Here is a 17,185-nt window from a genome sequence, read left to right as displayed (position 1 = left end):
GGACGCCACAAGCAATCCGCGGCGCCGGGACGTGTCGTCACCGGCGCCGCGGGCATGGTGCGCTTCAGCGGTCCTGGTGGGACCTTTCGCGCGCCTCATGCATGTCCGCTTCGGCCCTCGCCCGCTCGGCGGCCGTTTCCTTCTCCGCCACCTCGCGTTGTGCCCCGGCCTTGTCCTGCTGGGCCTGGCCTTCGCGGACCTTGGAGTCATCCCCCGTGATCGCGCCGGCCGCTTCCTTGAACCTGCCCTTGATGTCCTCGACGACGCCCTTGACGCCTTCGGCTGGCCCACTCCTGTCCGGCATCGTTGTGCACCTCCCGACTGAAAGTCCGGTACACACCACGGCTACCCGGACGGGTGACCGCAAAACGTGCCAGGGGCGCTATACGGGGCCGGGCACCCCGGAGACGGTGCGGAGCCGGGCGATCAGCTCCACGGTTTCCAGCCCGCACAGCTCGGCCATCCGCTCCAGCGCGGAGATGTCCAGACTCACGTCCGCGGGCCCCGCCGTGCCGTTCAGCTCGCTGAGCCTGCCCTGCGCCCACCTGCGCAGCGGCAGCAGTTCGGGTTGCGCGTCGCGGACGACCTTGTGCAGGTCGATGCGGATACGGCCGACCGGGGAGTCGCTGAACACCCGCTGGTGCACGCGCGCCATCAGCTCGTGGGGCACCTCGTCGAGCGCGAGGCAGATCTCCACGAGCCGCACGACGGAACACTGTCTCGTGCCGAGCTCGTACGTGGCGAGGGTCTGGAGGGAGATGTCGCTCTGCAACCGACGGTTGAGATCTCGCCGCGTCCACCCGCGCTGCTTACGCAGACGGCGCAGCTCGTCGCCGAGTACCCGCTGGTAGTTCGCTGTGTCCAGCTGCACGATCGCCCCTCTCTCAGTGGCGTCCCGGTCCCCGACCGGGACGCCGACATAAGAGGAAGCGACCAACCCGCGACTGATTACGCGGGTTTTCAGTATTTGCTTTTGCGAGTAACCCGTTCGGGTGAGTAACCGCGGCTGAACAGCAGTCGCTCGTTAGGTCAGTTGACGCAGTCCGGGTTCTTCGGCTTGGGCTGCTCGGCGTACGCGACACCGCCACCTGACAGATCGAGGAGCCGGTCGCCCGCGAGGCCGTCACCGCCACCCGCCGCACTGTCCGAACCGGACGCGCCGGGCCCGCTGTAGTCCGCTCCGAGCAGGACGGTCACCGTCCCGGCCGGGAGGTTCACGTCCTCCTCGACCTGCAGGTTCCCGCCGAGTGCCGCGGCCACCCGGTCACCGGCGTCCTTCTCGCCCGCGGCGTGCCGGACCACGGTGGAGTCGCGGTTGTCGGCGTTGCCGACCTCCCCCTTGGCGAAGCCCTTGGCGGCCAGCTCGCCCGCGACGGAACCGGCGAGACCTCCGACGTCGGTGGCGTTGCGCACGTTGACGGTCGTCTTGCTGTTGTCCTGGGCGCTGTCGTCCCCGGGGGCGTCCTTTCCGCCCTCGTCGTCCTTTTTGCCGATCAGGCTCTCGACGTAGGACTTCACCTCGTCCGGGTCGATCTCGATCGCGGAGCCGTCGCTCTCGGTCTGCAGGTCGATCGTGCCGTGCGGGATGGTCTTGAAATCGAGGTTGCCGCCGGTGATGCCGATCATCTGCTGGGCGAACTGCATGATGTTCCAGTCCTTGTCCAGCACGACCGACTTCTGGATCGCCGCCTGCAGCTTGTCCAGCGTGTCCGAGCCCGGGGCGAGCATGTCGCCGGACAGCACCTTCTTCGCCATCCCGGACATGAACACCTGCTGGCGCACGATGCGGTCCAGGTCACCGTTGGGCAGACCGTGCCGCTGCCGCACGAACGCGAGCGCCTTCCTGCCCGCGATCGTCTGCACCCCGGCGCGGAAGTCCGCACCGGAGTACTTGTCCTTGACCGCCTGGTTGAGACACACGTCGATGCCGCCGATGGCGTTCGTGATGTCGTAGAAGCCGAGCAGGTTGATCTCGGCGTAGTGGTCGATGCCCGCGCCGGTCAGGTTCTGGACCGTCTCGATCAGCTTCTTGGCGCCGTCCTGGTTGGAGCGCACCTGCAGCTCGGCCTCGTCGGAGACACCCTCCTCGCGCAGTCTGGCCATGGCGTCGTTCTTGGCGCGCGCGTACGCGGAGTTGATCTTGTGCTGGCCGTAGCCGGGGATGTCGACGTAGGAGTCGCGCGGCATGGACACGCCGACCGCCGGACCGCCGTCGTTCGGGATCCGGATCATGATCAGCGTGTCGGTGTTCTGCTCGCCGTCGGCCACCCCGGCGTTCAGCATGGCGAGCTGCTCGTCGGACAGCCGATGCCCCTGGGCGTCGGTACGGCTGTCCATGCCGACCATCAGGATGTCGATCGCGCCGTCCGCCGGCTTCTCGACCGGTGGCTGGTCGATGACGTCCCGGGTGGCCAGCCCCTCGGTGAACTCGTTGAGCCGGTTCGCGTAGTAGCCGGTGCCGACCAGCACGACCGCGGACAGCAGCGCGACCAGCGTCTTGGCACCGGTCAGAGCGGGCCGGGACCGACTGGGCTGCCGGGCCTTCGACGCGGACGGCGGCGGTGGCTGCCAGCGCGCGTCCGACGTCCTCGACGCGGGCCTGCTGCGCTCGGTCGGGGCCTCGCTGCGGGCGCGCTCGCGACGGTCGGAGAGGCCACCGGCGCGGCCGGCGACGACCCGCCCTGAGTTCACGGGCGGCGGCGTGCGCCTGCCGTCGCGCGGCGGCTGCTGCCGGCCACGCCCGGGCCGTGGCCCTTCTGACCTCGGCGGCCGATAACTCACCCCGGCTCCCTCCCGCTCCCGCTGAACCGCTCTCCCTGACTACAGACGCGCCCGGGCCCCGCACGGTTGTCCCGTAGCGTGGCATACGTCGCCGGACGTGATCGCACCGACGCGGTGTTTCGCACCCCGGTCAACGTCCGGCGGGCGCCGGGCTCGGGCCTGCCGCGCGGGCCAGCACGGGCGTGCAGGCCAGGGCGACGACCAGGGCCCCGGCCATCGTCATGCCATGTACCACGGTGCCAGGTCCGCTGACGGTCGTGAGCATGGGCGGCACACACGCGACGGCCGACACGAGCCACGGACCCGGCCGCGAGCTGGTGTGCAGGTGCACACAGTGGACCATGTACCACCCCATGAGCAGGTGAATCAGGTTCGCCATCGGGTCGACCGGCAGACCGAGCACCTCGGCGGACTCGTCCCACCCCGACAGCCCGGCGACGGCGAACCCGACCACGCCCAACGCCCCGTAGGCGACGCCGAGGACCGCGGCGAGGGTGTCCTGCCAGCCCCGTGCGGGCGGTGGCCCCGTCGCCGGTTCCGCGGGTGCGGGCGGGCGGCGCTCGAACCACAGGAACGCGAGCAGCGTCGGCATGGCGATCAGGCCGACCGCGAAGATCATGCGCGGTTCGGTGAGCCACCCGACGCCCGTCGCCCTGCTCGCCACCCCGATCAGGCCCTCCAGCACGAGCATCGCGCACAGGTACACCAGGTAGACGGTCATGGGCGCGGCCCTGACCACCGCGGCCACGCGGGCCGGGGCGCTGGTGGTGAGGGCCCGTAGCCCGGCCTCACGGGGCAGCGCGACCAGCGCGGTCTGCATGACGCCGATGAGCAGCACCCCGGCGAGCGACGGCGCGAACGCCGCGTACCCGGTCGGCTCGGCGAGCAGCAGCTTCGGCTGCGCGCCGAACACCGTGAGCAGCACCAGCCCGGCGAACGCCGCCGCGGCCCCCGCGAGCAGCACCCGGCGCGGGACCCGCCACAGCGTCCCGTCCGCGTAGTGGAACGCCAGCTGGGCGAACAGCAGCGCGACCAGGACACCGCCGGCGTGCGCGGCGACCGAGCCGCCGACGAAGCTGAGCCCCGCCACGCCCACCAGCAGCCCCAGCGGCGTGACCACCGGGAACGCCCGGTGCAGCCGGTGCATGAGCGGGGTGAGCGCCACGACGAGCACGTACAGCCCGAGCAACCACAGCGGCTGGACGATGATCCTGCTGAACGCCGCGACCCCGCTCTCCGGGACCCGTAACAGCTCCAGCGACAGCGGGATGACCAGCCACGCGATCACGAACGCGAGCACGGGCCGGATCAGCCAGCCGACGCGGCTCACGACATAGGTGACGTAGTGGCCCTCCATGGCCCGCCAGGCCAGGATGTTCGAATGGCCGCCCGCGAGGAAGAACAGCGGCACGAGCTGCAGCAACCAGGTCAGGGGCCAGGCCCACGCCGGTTCGGAGTCGCCGCGCATGGTGAAGGCCAGCAGCGACTCACCGAGGACGACGCCGGTCAGGCTGAGTATGCGCAGGAGGCTCATGCTGTGCGCCTGTGCCTGCTCGGTCTCGTCCAGCACGGGCTGGTGGTGCACCGGACGGGCCTTCGGCACGCCCTTGCGCGCGATGGCGGGCGCCCGGGCCATGATCAACAACATGATGACGATCATCGCGATCGACCACACGCCGACCGGCTCGTTGCGCGGCGGCCCCCACCGCTGGTGCCAGGAGTTGACCACGAGGCCCGCCGTGTAGATCGACGCGACGACCTCGCAGGCGCCCGGCGAGCCGAGCGGGTTGTAGCGGCACTGCGCGTGCATGTCCTGCGAGAGCCGGTCGTCGAGCCGTTCCCGCAGCTCCGGCGACAACGGCTGCCCCTTCGCCTCGGCGTAGCGGAGCAGGTCGTAGCCCAGGTCGTGCGCCTTGCACCCCACGCTGTAGTCCCACTGCGTCGCCCCCCACGGTGACGAGCACCCCCCACCGGGATGCACGGCACGGGTCGTGCCGTCAGGCGCTTTCATGTGCACCGGTTCGCGCCCGCTGACCTCTTCGAAGTCCGCCGGGAGGTTGGCGATCGGATCCCGCCCGGACTCCGGGTCGAGCTGGTCCTCGATCGCCTGCGCCGCCTTGGCGACGTCCCCCGTCGGCGGCTCGTAACTCGGCGGGTCCGGCCGGGAGGCGATCACCGCGAAGCCGGCCGCCGCCAGCACGATCGCCACCAGTGCGCTGAACCGGGGCAACCGTCCTGGTTTCCCCATGCGCCGAAGGCTACTAGCCGAGATCACCCGATCCATCCGGATTGACCCTGATCTTCTACGTCATACCCCGGTACCACTCAGGGGAGCCACCTGGCCCCGCAGAGTGATCGAAAACCGGCTTTCCGCGTTCTAAACCTCAAATCGGAAATCTCTGCGAAATCGCAACTCGCCCCGTGCCAACTCGGGTCAGCTCGCCAGTCGGACCTGGTTTCTGCCGCCTTCTTTGGCTTCGTAAACGGCGGCGTCCGCGGCCTGCAGCAGAGAGTCCAGCGCCTCCGCGTGTGCCGGGTATACGGCGACGCCGATCGAGGTCGTGCGATTCGAGATGGCCACCGGACCACCGCGTTTGTCCGTGGTCGGCACGTGCAGTTCGGAAATCGTCTGCCGGATTCGTTCCCCGGCCGCCTCCGCCTCGGTGGCGTCGGCGTCGGGAAGCAGGAGGACGAACTCCTCACCGCCGAACCTGCCGATCACGTCGCTCGGCCGCGTGGCACTGCGCAGCGCGTGCGCGACGTACTCGAGCACGTCGTCACCGGCCGGGTGACCCCACGTGTCGTTGATCGACTTGAAGTGGTCGAGGTCGACCATGAGCAACGCGCACGGCAGGTCGTCGCGGTTCGCGCGGTGCATCTCGCGCTCGGCGACCTCGCGCCAGCCTCGCATGTTGAGCAAGCCTGTCTTGGGATCCGTTCGAACGTCCACCTGCAACTGGCGGACCTCGGCGATCCGGTTGCCGATCACGCCGATGGCCACCATGATCACCAGCGCGGCGGGCAGGTTGACGGCAAGAACCGCCGCCACCACGCCCAGTGCGATGGTGACGGCCTCGAGCTCGTTGTCCTCCTTGCTGCCCAACAAGGTCCGCACGGTCGCCTGGCTGTCCGCGAGCGCCAGCACGACGCCGATGAACAGGGCCTGCAGACCGCCGTAGATCAACCCGGCGACGACCATCACCGCGAACTCCTTGAAGGAGCCCAGCGAGCCCATCGCGCCGAACGACACCCACCCCCGGTCGCCGAGCAGGTCGACGACCTCGTGCGCGATCGTGGCGGCCAGCATCATCGAGAAGGCCGCGAACACGAACCGGTGCGGCTGCCTGCGCGCGACGAACCAGCGCTGCGCACGGCTGACGACGATCAGCAGCAGTGCCAGGTGAATGGGCAGCACCAGCACGCCCGGGAACGACCAGATGCCGGTCAGGTCCACATAGACCTGCGGTTTCGTGCGCTTGCTGCGGCGCCGCTCCTCCTGCCGCCGTGACAGCTGGATGTGGAGTGTCGCGCACAACGCCAGCGCCGCGAACCGGAACCAGTCCCTGCTGCCGGGCGCGGGCGCGGTGACACAGGCCCAGATCATCACCACCAGTGCCACGGTCTCGAAGCCGAGGTGGTAGGAGACGATCCGCCGGGGCTGGCTCCACAGCGCCCACTCGCGGGGGTGAACGATGTTCAGTTTGCGCTCGCTCTTCTTCGCGGCGCGTTCGTCGTTCACACTGGTGGACGCCGGTGACGCCGGGTCTCCCGGCGTGCTCGCGTCGTCGGGTGCCACCGGCATGACTCCCTCTCGAGCGGTGAACGACATGGGCCTACATCCTGCATCAACATCGCCCACCAATGTGTGCGGAACGGTACGAAAACCATGAAGCACACGGACCGGTTACTATTCTCTCAGTCGTTGACCCGGTGTAGGCGGATTGACGACACCTGCTGCCAGCCCCCGGGCGGGAGGTCCCCCTGATGAGTTCCCACTGTGAGTTATGCGCCACCTCCGTAGGTTCGCTGTCAGTGACGGCTCGGGTCACTGATCGCAGCCCGTCGGCGGGAGGTGAATTCGTGATGTCGGACCGCGAGTACTGATCTGTCACACCGTCCCCGGACGAATTCGACGGCCTGTCACGCCCGTGACGTCTCCGGATGTCCTCCGGCTCGGTTCTTCGTCTTGCCGCCGCGCGCTCCGGCCCGGTGGACCGTGTTCTCGGCACGGTTCTGCCTGGCCCACGCGACGGTGGTGGGCACGGCGATCACGACGCCGACCGCACCCGCGAGCGCGATCGTGGTGGACGCGGAGCCAATCCCTTCGGCCACCGCACCCCCGATCGCCACGCCGATGCCCTGGGATACCCGGAGCCCGGCACGGATAACGCCGAACGCGCCGCCCCGGATCTCGTTGGGGACGAGTGTGTTGAACGTGGCGCTGACGGTGATCTGGTAGGCGCCGAACGCGCCTGCCAGCGCCAGCAGCACCAGCGCGAACACCACGTGCGGCTCGAACGCGAACGCGATGAGGCACGCGCACGACGCCGTCGCGAGCGCGCCGACGATCCGCACGCGGTGCTCCGCGGAAACGAACCTGGACAGCACGTACGTGCCGAACACGAAGCCGAGCGGGTCCGCGGCGAGCAGCCAGCCGACCGCGGCGTCCGTGGCGTTCAGCTCCTTCGCGAGCGGCGCGACCAGGCCCTCGGGGATCACGACGAACCCGACGAGCCAGGACAGCGTCAGCAGCACCCGCATGCGGTTGTTGCCGAACACCCACCTGGCGGCACCGAACCAGCCGTCCTCGCCGCTGCCCGCCGCGCGCCGGTTGCGCAGGTAACGGCGGATGACGATCGCGCTGACCAGGAACGTGAACGCGTTGATCGACAGCGCCCAGGTGGTGCCGATCGCGACGACCAGGATGCCGCCGAGCGCGAGGCCGAGCAGCATGAGCGTGTTCGTGGTGATGCCACGCAGGTCCTGACTGCGCAGGTACAGCTCGTCGTCGGTGAAGATCTCCCTGGTCACGGCGTTCTGCGCGGCGAGGGCGGGTGCCTGCGCGAGCCCGACGCCGAGGACGAGCGCACAGAGCGCGGCTATGTGCATGCCGGGGATGGCCATGAGCGCGACCAGCACGGCCTGTACCGAGGTGCACGTGACCATCAGTGACCGGCGCGGGAACCGGTCTGCCAGCTGGGACAGCCCGAGGCCGCCCGCCAGCGCGGACACGTACGACAGCGCGTAGACGAGCGCGGCGAACAGCGCCGACTCGGTGCGGTCGTAGACGAGGATCGTGAGCGCGACCTTCGCGAGCTGGTCGCCGAAGATCGACTGCGCCTCGGCGAACCAGAGCGCGCGGAACTCGGTGACCGCCAGCACGGCGGACATCCCAGGCGCTCGTTGGCTCAACGTGTCAACCCCCGTGTCGACCTCTGTCCGCGGATCCCGCCATGGCCTGCGACGACCACGCCGCCTCACGATCCGCTGACCGCAAGGCATCTCGACACTTGCGGTGCCCGGTCAGCTACTTCTCGCGTCCGTGGTTGATGCTCTTGGGTCATCACCACGTAGCTCAGAGTACCGGCCTCGGTGAGAACCGGGGGGATCGGTCGTCGGTCCCACGCTGTTCCCAGATACCAGATATGCCCCGGACGGTGTACACGTTCGACAGTTTAAGCAGGTGAAACGGGGGGTCGTAGCAGACCTACCGGTCTCCTAGCAGACCGAGGAGCACCTGCTGGATGTCCTGCTCCTCCTCCCGGTAGTCGCGAGCCGTCCTGGACACGGAGTGTGCGATCGTGTCGGCCCTGGCGCCGACGCCCTTGACCTGCCGTTGCAGCGCGGCCCCGAAGTGGTCCAGTGCGGCGGCGAACCCGGATTCCTTTCCTATCCTGCCGAAACTGTCGTCCGCGAGGCCCCGGACGTTTCGGAGCTGGTGTGTCGAGAGGTCCCGCAGGTCGTCGGCGATGTGGCGGGTGGCGCGGGCGTAGCCGGACAGCGCGTCCGGGTCCACGGCGAACCCGTCCCGGCCCCGGCCGCGTGCCGGCTCGCGGTCGTCGTCCTTCTTCTTCATGGCGCGGATGCCGCGGCGGGCGTCGTCGAGGAACTTCTTGTAGGCACCGCTCGTGTAGGTGGTCCACGGCCGGAACGAGTCGCCGTGGCCGGAGATGGCCCACGCGGCCCTGGCGTTCTCTTCCGGGTCGAACAGCTCGCGGTCGCTGTCGAGGTCGAACTGGTCGCGCCGGGCCGGGCCCAGCGAGCCGATCATGTTGATCTGCCACAGCCCGTACGAGTCGTCCGGCGGCACGGGGTTGTGCGCGCGGGTGTCCCCGCCGGACTCGGCCATCGCCACGGCGACCGCCACCGTCAGGTCCTGGCCGCGGAACCCGGCGTCGTGGGCGTACTCGGCGATCTGCGCGGGCGACAGCGTGGCCATGGACGTCTCCCCTCACGTGTTCGTTCGGGGGAAGCGTCGTGGCTACGGGCCCGCTGCCGCCAGCGTCAGTGCACAGGCGCACAGACGCACTGCACACGCGGACTAACCGCACCCAACCCCGCGAGTCACGCGCCCAGACATAGCGAGTCGCGCTCTCGAACACACCGAGTCGTACGTTTCGTGCAGGTGGTGTGTGTGCACGAAACCGACAACTCGTTGTGCCTGGGAGCGCGACTCGCGGTGTTTGGGGCTAGCCGACGAGGTCGAACTCCTGGGGTTCGAGCTTGCGGGTGCGCAGCCAGTACCGCCAGGTGAAGCCGGGCCAGATGGTGCGGTTCACGCCGCGGGAGTCGAGGTACCAGCTCTTGCAGCCGCCCTGGGTCCACACACCCTTGACCAGCCGCCGCTGCATGTCGGACTGGAACCGCGCCTGTGCGCTCTCCTTCGTGTCCAGCGCCTGCGCGCCCCGCTCCTCGACCAGCCGCATCGCGGCCGACACGTACCTGATCTGCGACTCGATCATGAACACGACCGAGTTGTGGCCGAGCGCGGTGTTCGGGCCGAGCAGGAAGAACAGGTTGGGGTAGCCCGCGACGGTGATCCCGAGGTGGGTCTGGATGCCGTTGTCCCGCCAGTCCTTGGACAGGTCGCGGCCGTCGAGACCGGTGATGTCCAGGTAGTCGAAGGCGTCGGTGACGTGGAAGCCGGTGCCGTAGATGATCGCGTCGACCTCGTGCTCGACGCCCTTGTCGTCGACGACGCCGTGCTCGGTGACCTCGCGGATGCCGTCGGTGTTGACCTCGACGTTGTCCTGGGTGAGCGCCGGGTAGTAGTCGTTGGCGATGAGCACCCGCTTGCAGCCCATCACGTAGTCGGGCGTGAGCTTGCGGCGCAGGTCCGGGTCCTTGACCGCCTTGTGCATGTGCGCCTTCGCGACCCGGGACGCGAGCCGCATCAGCGCCGGGTTGCCGTTGAACCCGATCGCGCGGGCCTCGAGCAGCCAGTAGATGGCGTCGCGGTAGAGCCGCTGCGTGCCAGGGACCCGGCGGAACAGCGTCTTCACCCAGCCGGGCATCGCGTGGTCGGGCTTGGGCATGATCCACGGCGGGGTGCGCTGGAAGAGCGTCAGCTTCGCGACGTCCGGCTGGATGCGCGGCACGAACTGGATCGCGCTCGCGCCCGTGCCGACGACCGCGACGCGCTTGCCGGTGAGGTCGTAGTCGTGGTCCCACTGGGCGGAGTGGAACGCCCTGCCGCGGAACCGCTCGACGCCCGGCAGCGTGGGGACGTTCGGGATGTGCAGCCCGCCGATGCCGGAGACCAGGAACCTCGCGGTGTAGTCGCCCGCACTGGTGGTGATGTGCCAGCGGTGCTCGTCGGCGTCCCAGCGGGCACCGGTCACCTCGACGCCGAACCGGATGTGGCGGCGCAGGCCGTACCGGTCGGTGACGTCACGCAGGTACTGCCAGATCTCCGGCTGCGGCGAGAACGACCGCGACCAGCGCGGGTTCTGCTCGAAGGAGAACGAGTACATGTGCGACTGGATGTCACAGGCGCAGCCCGGGTAGGTGTTGTCGCGCCACGTGCCGCCGACGTCGGCGGCCTTCTCGAGCACGACGAAGTCCTCGCGGCCGTCTTTCTTCAGCTGGATGGCCATGCCGAGACCGGAGAAGCCGGTGCCGATCACCACGGTGTGGAACTCCATGCCGCCCTACCTTACTCGGAGTAGGTTACTTCCGGTAGAGTAGCGCCGTGGGGCCTGTGAAGGAACAGCGGAGGAAGCGGATGCCGCGCGCCGAGCGCGAGCGGCAGATGCTGGAGGTGGCGGAGGAGATCTTCGCCGAGCGCGGCTACCGCGACACCTCGATGGACGAGATCGCCGACCGCGTCGGCGTCTCCAAACCGATGATCTACGAGTACTTCGGGTCCAAGGAGGGCCTGCTCGTCGCGTGCATCCGGGCGGCTCGCGCCGAACTGCTCGCGGCGACGATCGCCTCCGTCGAGGGCGTCGGCTCGGCCGAGGAGGCGCTGCGGCGCGGGCTGACCGCGTTCTTCGAGTTCATCGACTCGCACCGGCAGTCGTGGAAGATCATCCAGGCCGAGGCCACGGTCGCGGGCCAGCAGGCCGTCGACGAGATCGAGGCCGGCCGCCAGCAGCAGACGGAAATAAACGTCACCCTGTTCTCGTCGTTCCTGCCGGACGTGCCGCACGCCGAACTGGAGGCGTACGCCGAGATCGTGGTCGGCGCGTGTGAACGGCTCGCCACGTGGTATGTCCACCGTGACGTGTCGGCCGCCGACGCCGCCGAACTGGTTATGCGCATGGTCTGGTTCGGTCTACGACCGGATTGAGCACGCACTGTCACCGCCGATCGATTATGGTCAGCGGAACGTGTCTTCCCACGGGGGGCCGGGGAGGACCGAGGAGGGCGGGAGTACGAGATGGCTGACCCGATCGAAGTGAACTACACGCCGGACGGCGACGACTGGGCGGTCGCGGTCAAGGGAAGAGGCCAGACCCTGACGGCCCGCGCGCCGGGCCTCATCGCGGCCCGCGACCGCGCGGACCAGCTGGTGGAGAAGATCGCGCCGGACGAGCCCGGTCACAAGACGGTGGTGCACCTGCTGAACGGTGACGCCGTCGAGTTCACGACGGCGTACCTGACGGCGCGCCTCGCGAAGACCGAGCCGGAGAAGCCGGTCGAGGTCCCCGCGCCCGCGGAGCCGGAGAAGTCCGGGCAACCGGAGCAGAAGCCGACCCCGAGGCCACGAGCGAAGTCCGACGCCGAGAAGCAGGCGAAGACCCAGGAACCACAGAAGGAAGCCGCCTCCGGCAGCTGACCGCCGAATGCCCTGAAAGACGCGTCCTGAAAGCGTCTTTCAGGGCATCGCGGTCAGCGGAACAGCTTGCGGATCAGCAGCAGCAGGATCAGCGCGCCGACGCCGATCAGCGGGTACTTGACCTTCGGGGAGTTCAGCGTGCTCGCCGCGCCCGCCTTGGCCTCGTTCACGAGCTTCTTCGGGTTGGCCTTCGTGCCGAGCTGGTCCAGCGTGGACGCGAGCGCGTCCCGCGCCTGCTCGATCTCCCGCTGGATGGTGTCGGGGTCGCGCGCCACGAGATTCCTCCTCGGAAAATTCTGTCAGGCCGCCAAACCTAGAGCACCAGCCCGCGAACAGCGGGCCGACCCTCCGACTAGTGGGGTGTCCACCAATGTTGATGGGTTTATCGGTGGATCCAGGTTTCCGCTGGCAAGGCGCCGATCCTCCCTCGTACTGGGTGTACTTGGGTGGATCGGCAACGCCGCCAGCGGGAAGCTGGGCCGCCGAGAAACCCGGCGAACGTTGGTGGACACCCCACTAGTACCTACTCAGCTGCGCCACCATGCCCTCGCAGCTGCGTACCACCACCCGCGCCGCCCGCCGCTGCACCGTGCCCAGCGCGTGGTTCTCCGCCTGCTCCTGCCAGCGGCGCAGCGCGTCGGACACCGCGTCGTGCATTTCGTGCCCGGACGCCTCGTGCTCGAACCCGAGTCGGGCGGTGAGCTCCGTGCCGACCCCGCCGACGAGCCTGCGCGCCTCGTCGGCGAGCGGGTCGGGCAGGGTGGCGCGCCCGCCGTGCAGCGCGGCCAGCAGCCGCAGCTCACGGAAGTCGTGCGCGCTCACCACCAGCGCCTCCAGCGCCGAAACCAGCCTGCGCGCCGCGGGCCGGGGCTCCATGCGCAGCACGACCTCCAGCGCCAGCAGCGCCGACCGCGCCTTCAGCACGTCGTGCCGGTCGGTGAAGCACTGCCGGATCGACTCACGCAGCTCGGCCAGCCCGCTGCGGTCCACCAGCTCCGCCGACAGCGCGTCGGCGGTGGTGAAGCCCTGCCGGATCAACGTGGTGACCAGCCGGATGCCGAACATCCCGAACCGCTCCAGCAGCGCGAGCCGGGTGCGGGCGTCCAGCCGCAGCGCCACGCCGTCGCCTGCGAACCGGTCCGCCGACACCATCGCGATCTCCAGCTGCCGACGGGGCGCCTCGGCCAGCACGCCCAGCGACACCATCTCCTCGTCGGCGAGCGTCCGTCCCGCCTGCGCGAGCAGGCCGGACACCGCGATCACGTTCTGGCACAGCCCGGTCAGCCCGACGTCCGTGCGGTACCGCCGGGCCAGCCGCTTCGCCGAGGTCAGCGCGTCGATCCGGCCACCGCCGACCTCGTCGGCCCGCGACAGCACGACGATCGAGTTGACCGGCGCCTCCCGCGCGATCGGGTGGTCCTGCAGCGACTGCAGGAACCCCACGTCCGTCGCGTGCGGCTGCCGCATGAGGTACAGCACCGCGTCCGCGTCCAGCGAGATCCGGGAGCCGACCTCCGACGAGTCGATGCCCGGCGTGTCGATCAGGGTGAGACCACGCAGCGTGCGCGACGGCCAGTCCACGACCACCCGATCGAGTTGGTCGGACCGCCAGCCCTCCAGGTCGATGTGGAGGCGCCCGCCCATCCGCGCGGCGGGGACGTCCCTGGGCGGCGCCTGTGTCGGGTACACCTGCGCCCTCGGGTTCATGCCACCGCGGTACCAGGCGAGGACCTGCCTGCCCTCCTCCACCGACAACGGCGCGATCTCCTCGCCGACGAGCGAGTTCACCAGCGTCGACTTGCCCGTCTCCGGCTGCCCGGCGACGGCCACGCGCAACGGCTCGGCGAGCCGTTCCAGGTGGCGGCGCAGCCAGTTGGTGGCGCGCGGGCTGTCCCGGTACAGGTCGAGCGCGTCGCGCACCATGCCGTGCGCGCGGTCAGCCAGGGTCACGCCGCCCCCTCGCAGGCTCCGGGGCGCCGTGCTGCTGTGCCTGACCGGTTCGCTCCGCAAGCTCCGCTCACGCTGTCAGCTCCCTGGGCGCGGGCTGGCCGACCAGGGCCTGGATCCGCTTGTGCAGTCCGACGAGCCGGTCCACCTCGGCGGCGATCTCCTGGCTGCGGCGCCGCCGCTCGGCCAGCTCCGCCTCCGCGGCGCGCTTGGCGGCGGTCGCCTGCTCGGCGATGCCCGACTGCAGCCGCTCGACGACCGCCTGGAAGTGGTCGCGCAGCTTCCTCTGCACCTGGCGGGCGGTGTCCTTGCTGGCCTTGCCGTAGGAGAGGAAGAAGTCGTCGACGTGGCGCTGCGCGGTCTGCTTGGCGAGGGCCTGCCGCCGCTTCAGCCTGCCGGACCGCTCGTCCCAGATGCTCTTCGCGCCGAACGCGGCGCCCGCGGACAGCGAGATCGGGTTGATCAGCGGCATGCCGGCGATCGTGGTCGCGAGACCGAACATGAGCAGGCCGCCGTACGAGCCGCGGAGACCGACGAACAGCTGCTGGCCGATGGTGAACTTCTCGATCCTGGGCGGTTCCAGCCCGCCGACGTGGTCGAGCAGGCCTTCCTTCGCGACGTCCTCCGGCACGGCCTCCTCGAGCGCCACCTGACGGGCGATCTTCTCCGCCACCCACTGGAACCGCTCGACGAGCCACGCGAAGTTGACCTCGGCGGTGTCCACGAGCGCGTCCCGGAGCCAGTCGCCGAAATCGTCCCACGTCTTGGCCGGGTCGGCGGCGTCGAAGAACTCGTCGGCGACCCGGACGATCTTGCGGGTGCGGTCGCGCAGGTCGTACTCCACGTCGGAGATCAGGTCGGCGACCTCGTCGGAGAGCATGGTCTGCCAGCGGGTCGTGCGTCTGCGCAGCTCGTCGAGGCGGTGCTGGGCCGCGCGGTACTGCGTCTGCGCCCGGCCCTGCTCACCGGTGCGGGCCTCGGTCAGTGCGGTGGTGAGCGGGCCGATCAGCTCCTTGGTTGCCTGCGCGGCCAGCACGGCGGTGGCGCCGCGGGCGATCATGTCGCCGTTGCGCAGCACGTCCTGGGACAGGGTGCGCACGAGGTCGGCGAAGCCGGACTCCTCGTTGAGCTGCTTGTCGCCGGTCTGCGCGGCGGCCAGCCGCACGGTCGCCGACACCGGCACGACCTTCACCCGCAGGCCCGCCGCGGCGAGGCGGGCGCGGTTGCGCTCGGCGACCTTGCGCCAGCGCGGCACGATGTCGATCTTCGTGAGCACGACCGTGACCACGGGGCAGAGCGACGTGACCTCCTTGAGCAGGTCCAGCTCGGAGGCGCACAGCTCGCCGGTGGCGTCGGTGATCATGAGCACGGCGTCGGCGGTGGCGAGCGCGGCGAACGTCGACGCGGTGCGCAACGCGCCGGTCGAGTTGAGGGCGGGCGTGTCGATCAGCGCGAGCCCGGCGGCGAGCAGCTCGCGCGGCAGGCCGACCTCGGCGTGCACGTCGGGTGGGCTGACCAGCGCCCGCTGGGCGACCTCGTCCACCGGAACGGGCGTCCGCGTCGGCTCGTTCGACGGGCCGATGGCGCGTCGGCCGGACGTCGGGACGTCGGTGACGAGAGCCGCGGTGGGGGTCGGCGAATGCGTTACGGTCGTTGGCGTGATTGTGGTCACATCGTCACCCACGGCACACACGTTCGCGGTCACGAGGGCGTTCACCAACTGACTTTTGCCCTGGTTCAGCTCACCGATCACGGGCACCCGGAGTGTCGGTTCGAGGAGGAGCGAACGGCGCTTCTCCAGCTTTCCCGCCAGGTCAGTGCGGTGGTGCGTGATGCACGCGGCGATGGTGTCGTCGAGAACGGTGAGCCAGGGCTGAGTCCTCACGCGGACGAGTGTGCCGTGCTCCCCCATCTGGGTGAAAGGGGGCCGGGGCCCGTACGGCGTACGGGCCCCGGCTCTTCGGGGTTGGGGCTAACCCCGTTTCCCACTGGGCTGAAAAGGCGCGTTACAGACCCAGATCCAGATCGCCCACGATGGGGGCGTCCTGCGGGAGGTGGCCGGTGACGCCCGAGACGAGCCCACCCACCGGGCTGTCGTTGACGGCATCGGTCACCGGGTTGTCGGACACGAGGCCGGTGACGGCGCTCGTGTCGACCGGCAGCGACGAGGTGTCGACCGGCAGCTGGCTGGTCACGCCGGCCACGGTGTCGGAGACCGAGCTGGTGACGTCGCCGACCGCGGGCACCGCGGCCGAGTCGATCGTCGGCACGTCCGGCAGCGCGGGCAGCTCGGGGAGCTGCGGCACCGGCAGGTCGTCGACGGCGGGCAGGGTCGACACGTGGTCGGTGACGGTGGCGCCACCCTGGGAGATGCCGTCGGACACGGTGTCGGTCGTGGTGTCCACGACGTCCGCGACCGGGGCGGCCGGGCCGGTCAGCAGGCCGGCGAGCTGGTCGCCGCCGTTCTCGACGCCGCCGGTCACCGCGTGGGTGCCGCTCGAGGCGACGTTCGCGACCGTCCCGGCGACCGCGTCGCCGGTCGTGCCGAGGTTGTCGACGTCGAGCAGGTCGGCCGGGTTCGCCGGGTCGATGGAGAACTCGCCGTCCGAGCCGGCCGAGAAGTTGCCGAGCGGGGACTGCCCGGCGATCGACAGGCCATCGGGGGACGCGGTCAGGCCACCGGCGAGACCGCCGAGGACGCTGTCGACCCCGGCACCGGTCGCGACGTGACCGCTGGAGTGGCCGACGAGGCCCGCGTCGAGGTCGACCACGGACGAGGAGGCGCCGAACGCGCCGCCGAACTCCTCCGGGGCGAGCTTCCCGTCCGCGGTGACCTCACCCAGCATGCTGGTCGTGACGTGCGAGATCGTCGGGGCGTCGCCGTCACCCTCGTTCGAGAGGTAACCGGACGTCGCCGAGTACAGCACGTCGTTGGTCACGCTCGTGACGACGCCGGTGCTGCCGGTGTCGACGATGGCGTTCACGCCGCCGGCGGGGGTGTCGAGGTCACCGAGGCCCGGCAGGTCACCCAGACCCGGCAGGGCGGGCAGCGCCGGCAGCGCCGACGAACCGTCACCGTCATCACACCCACCCGGCAACGCCGGGAGCGCGGGGAGCCCCTCGGGCAGGTCCACCGGCAGGTCACCCAGGCCCGGCAGCGCGGGCAGCGCGCCGACC

The 17,185-nt window shown here is 70.0% G+C and carries 13 protein-coding genes and 1 pseudogene; 2 read left to right on the top strand and 12 right to left on the bottom strand.

Features of this window, described 5'->3' with window-relative positions; translation table 11 throughout:
- Window positions 1-64: 64 nt before the first annotated feature.
- The 8 genes from ACIBVP_RS18290 to ACIBVP_RS18255 all read right to left on the bottom strand — a co-directional run bounded on the left by ACIBVP_RS18290 (window position 65) and on the right by ACIBVP_RS18255 (window position 10,925).
- On the bottom strand, window positions 65-304 hold the full coding sequence (locus ACIBVP_RS18290) for a CsbD family protein (RefSeq protein ID WP_396107306.1): 240 nt from the start codon (window positions 302-304) through the stop codon (window positions 65-67).
- 78 nt (window positions 305-382) lie between these two features.
- The gene (locus tag ACIBVP_RS18285) at window positions 383-871 is read right to left on the bottom strand and encodes a helix-turn-helix domain-containing protein (protein ID WP_396107305.1); all 489 of its coding nucleotides are present in this window, start codon (window positions 869-871) and stop codon (window positions 383-385) included.
- A gap of 158 nt (window positions 872-1,029) precedes the next feature.
- Window positions 1,030-2,691 (bottom strand): LCP family protein, encoded by a 1,662-nt coding sequence (locus ACIBVP_RS18280; RefSeq protein ID WP_396107304.1) that lies wholly within the window; start codon window positions 2,689-2,691, stop codon window positions 1,030-1,032.
- Between the two features lie 220 nt (window positions 2,692-2,911).
- Complete coding sequence (locus tag ACIBVP_RS18275; RefSeq protein WP_396107303.1) at window positions 2,912-5,029, bottom strand: phospholipase A2; 2,118 nt, start codon at window positions 5,027-5,029, stop codon at window positions 2,912-2,914.
- A gap of 186 nt (window positions 5,030-5,215) precedes the next feature.
- Window positions 5,216-6,583, bottom strand: a complete 1,368-nt coding sequence (locus ACIBVP_RS18270) for a diguanylate cyclase (RefSeq protein WP_396107302.1) — start codon at window positions 6,581-6,583, stop codon at window positions 5,216-5,218.
- Window positions 6,584-6,921: 338 nt separating this feature from the next.
- Window positions 6,922-8,172, bottom strand: coding sequence for an MFS transporter (locus tag ACIBVP_RS18265; RefSeq protein WP_396107301.1), 1,251 nt, complete (start codon window positions 8,170-8,172; stop codon window positions 6,922-6,924).
- Between the two features lie 316 nt (window positions 8,173-8,488).
- Window positions 8,489-9,220 (bottom strand): transglycosylase SLT domain-containing protein, encoded by a 732-nt coding sequence (locus tag ACIBVP_RS18260; protein ID WP_396107300.1) that lies wholly within the window; start codon window positions 9,218-9,220, stop codon window positions 8,489-8,491.
- Between the two features lie 250 nt (window positions 9,221-9,470).
- On the bottom strand, window positions 9,471-10,925 hold the full coding sequence (locus tag ACIBVP_RS18255) for a flavin-containing monooxygenase (RefSeq protein WP_396107299.1): 1,455 nt from the start codon (window positions 10,923-10,925) through the stop codon (window positions 9,471-9,473).
- A 47-nt stretch (window positions 10,926-10,972) separates the two neighbouring features.
- On the opposite strand from ACIBVP_RS18255, the gene ACIBVP_RS18250 reads away from it, so the two are divergent.
- Together ACIBVP_RS18250 and ACIBVP_RS18245 are read left to right on the top strand one after the other, a co-directional pair.
- A complete protein-coding gene (locus ACIBVP_RS18250) occupies window positions 10,973-11,572 on the top strand; it encodes a TetR/AcrR family transcriptional regulator (RefSeq protein ID WP_396107298.1) in 600 nt (199 codons plus the stop codon).
- A 90-nt stretch (window positions 11,573-11,662) separates the two neighbouring features.
- Entirely contained in the window at window positions 11,663-12,061 is a 399-nt protein-coding gene (locus ACIBVP_RS18245; RefSeq protein WP_396107297.1) for a hypothetical protein, read from the top strand.
- 53 nt (window positions 12,062-12,114) lie between these two features.
- Here the strand turns inward: ACIBVP_RS18245 and ACIBVP_RS18240 are convergent, their stop codons facing one another.
- From ACIBVP_RS18240 to ACIBVP_RS18225, 4 genes and pseudogenes are all read right to left on the bottom strand, one after another.
- Window positions 12,115-12,336, bottom strand: a complete 222-nt coding sequence (locus ACIBVP_RS18240; protein ID WP_378060187.1) for a DUF3618 domain-containing protein — start codon at window positions 12,334-12,336, stop codon at window positions 12,115-12,117.
- A 241-nt stretch (window positions 12,337-12,577) separates the two neighbouring features.
- On the bottom strand, window positions 12,578-14,011 hold the full coding sequence (locus ACIBVP_RS18235) for a hypothetical protein (protein ID WP_396107296.1): 1,434 nt from the start codon (window positions 14,009-14,011) through the stop codon (window positions 12,578-12,580).
- A 67-nt stretch (window positions 14,012-14,078) separates the two neighbouring features.
- Window positions 14,079-15,893 (bottom strand): dynamin family protein, encoded by a 1,815-nt coding sequence (locus ACIBVP_RS18230; RefSeq protein ID WP_396107295.1) that lies wholly within the window; start codon window positions 15,891-15,893, stop codon window positions 14,079-14,081.
- Window positions 15,894-16,014: 121 nt separating this feature from the next.
- Window positions 16,015-17,185: pseudogene (locus tag ACIBVP_RS18225) on the bottom strand (hypothetical protein); the annotation flags it as partial.

This window comes from Actinophytocola sp. NPDC049390, from assembly GCF_044466355.1.
Lineage (GTDB): Bacteria > Actinomycetota > Actinomycetes > Mycobacteriales > Pseudonocardiaceae > Actinophytocola.
This window is presented reverse-complemented; position numbering and strand designations above follow the sequence as displayed.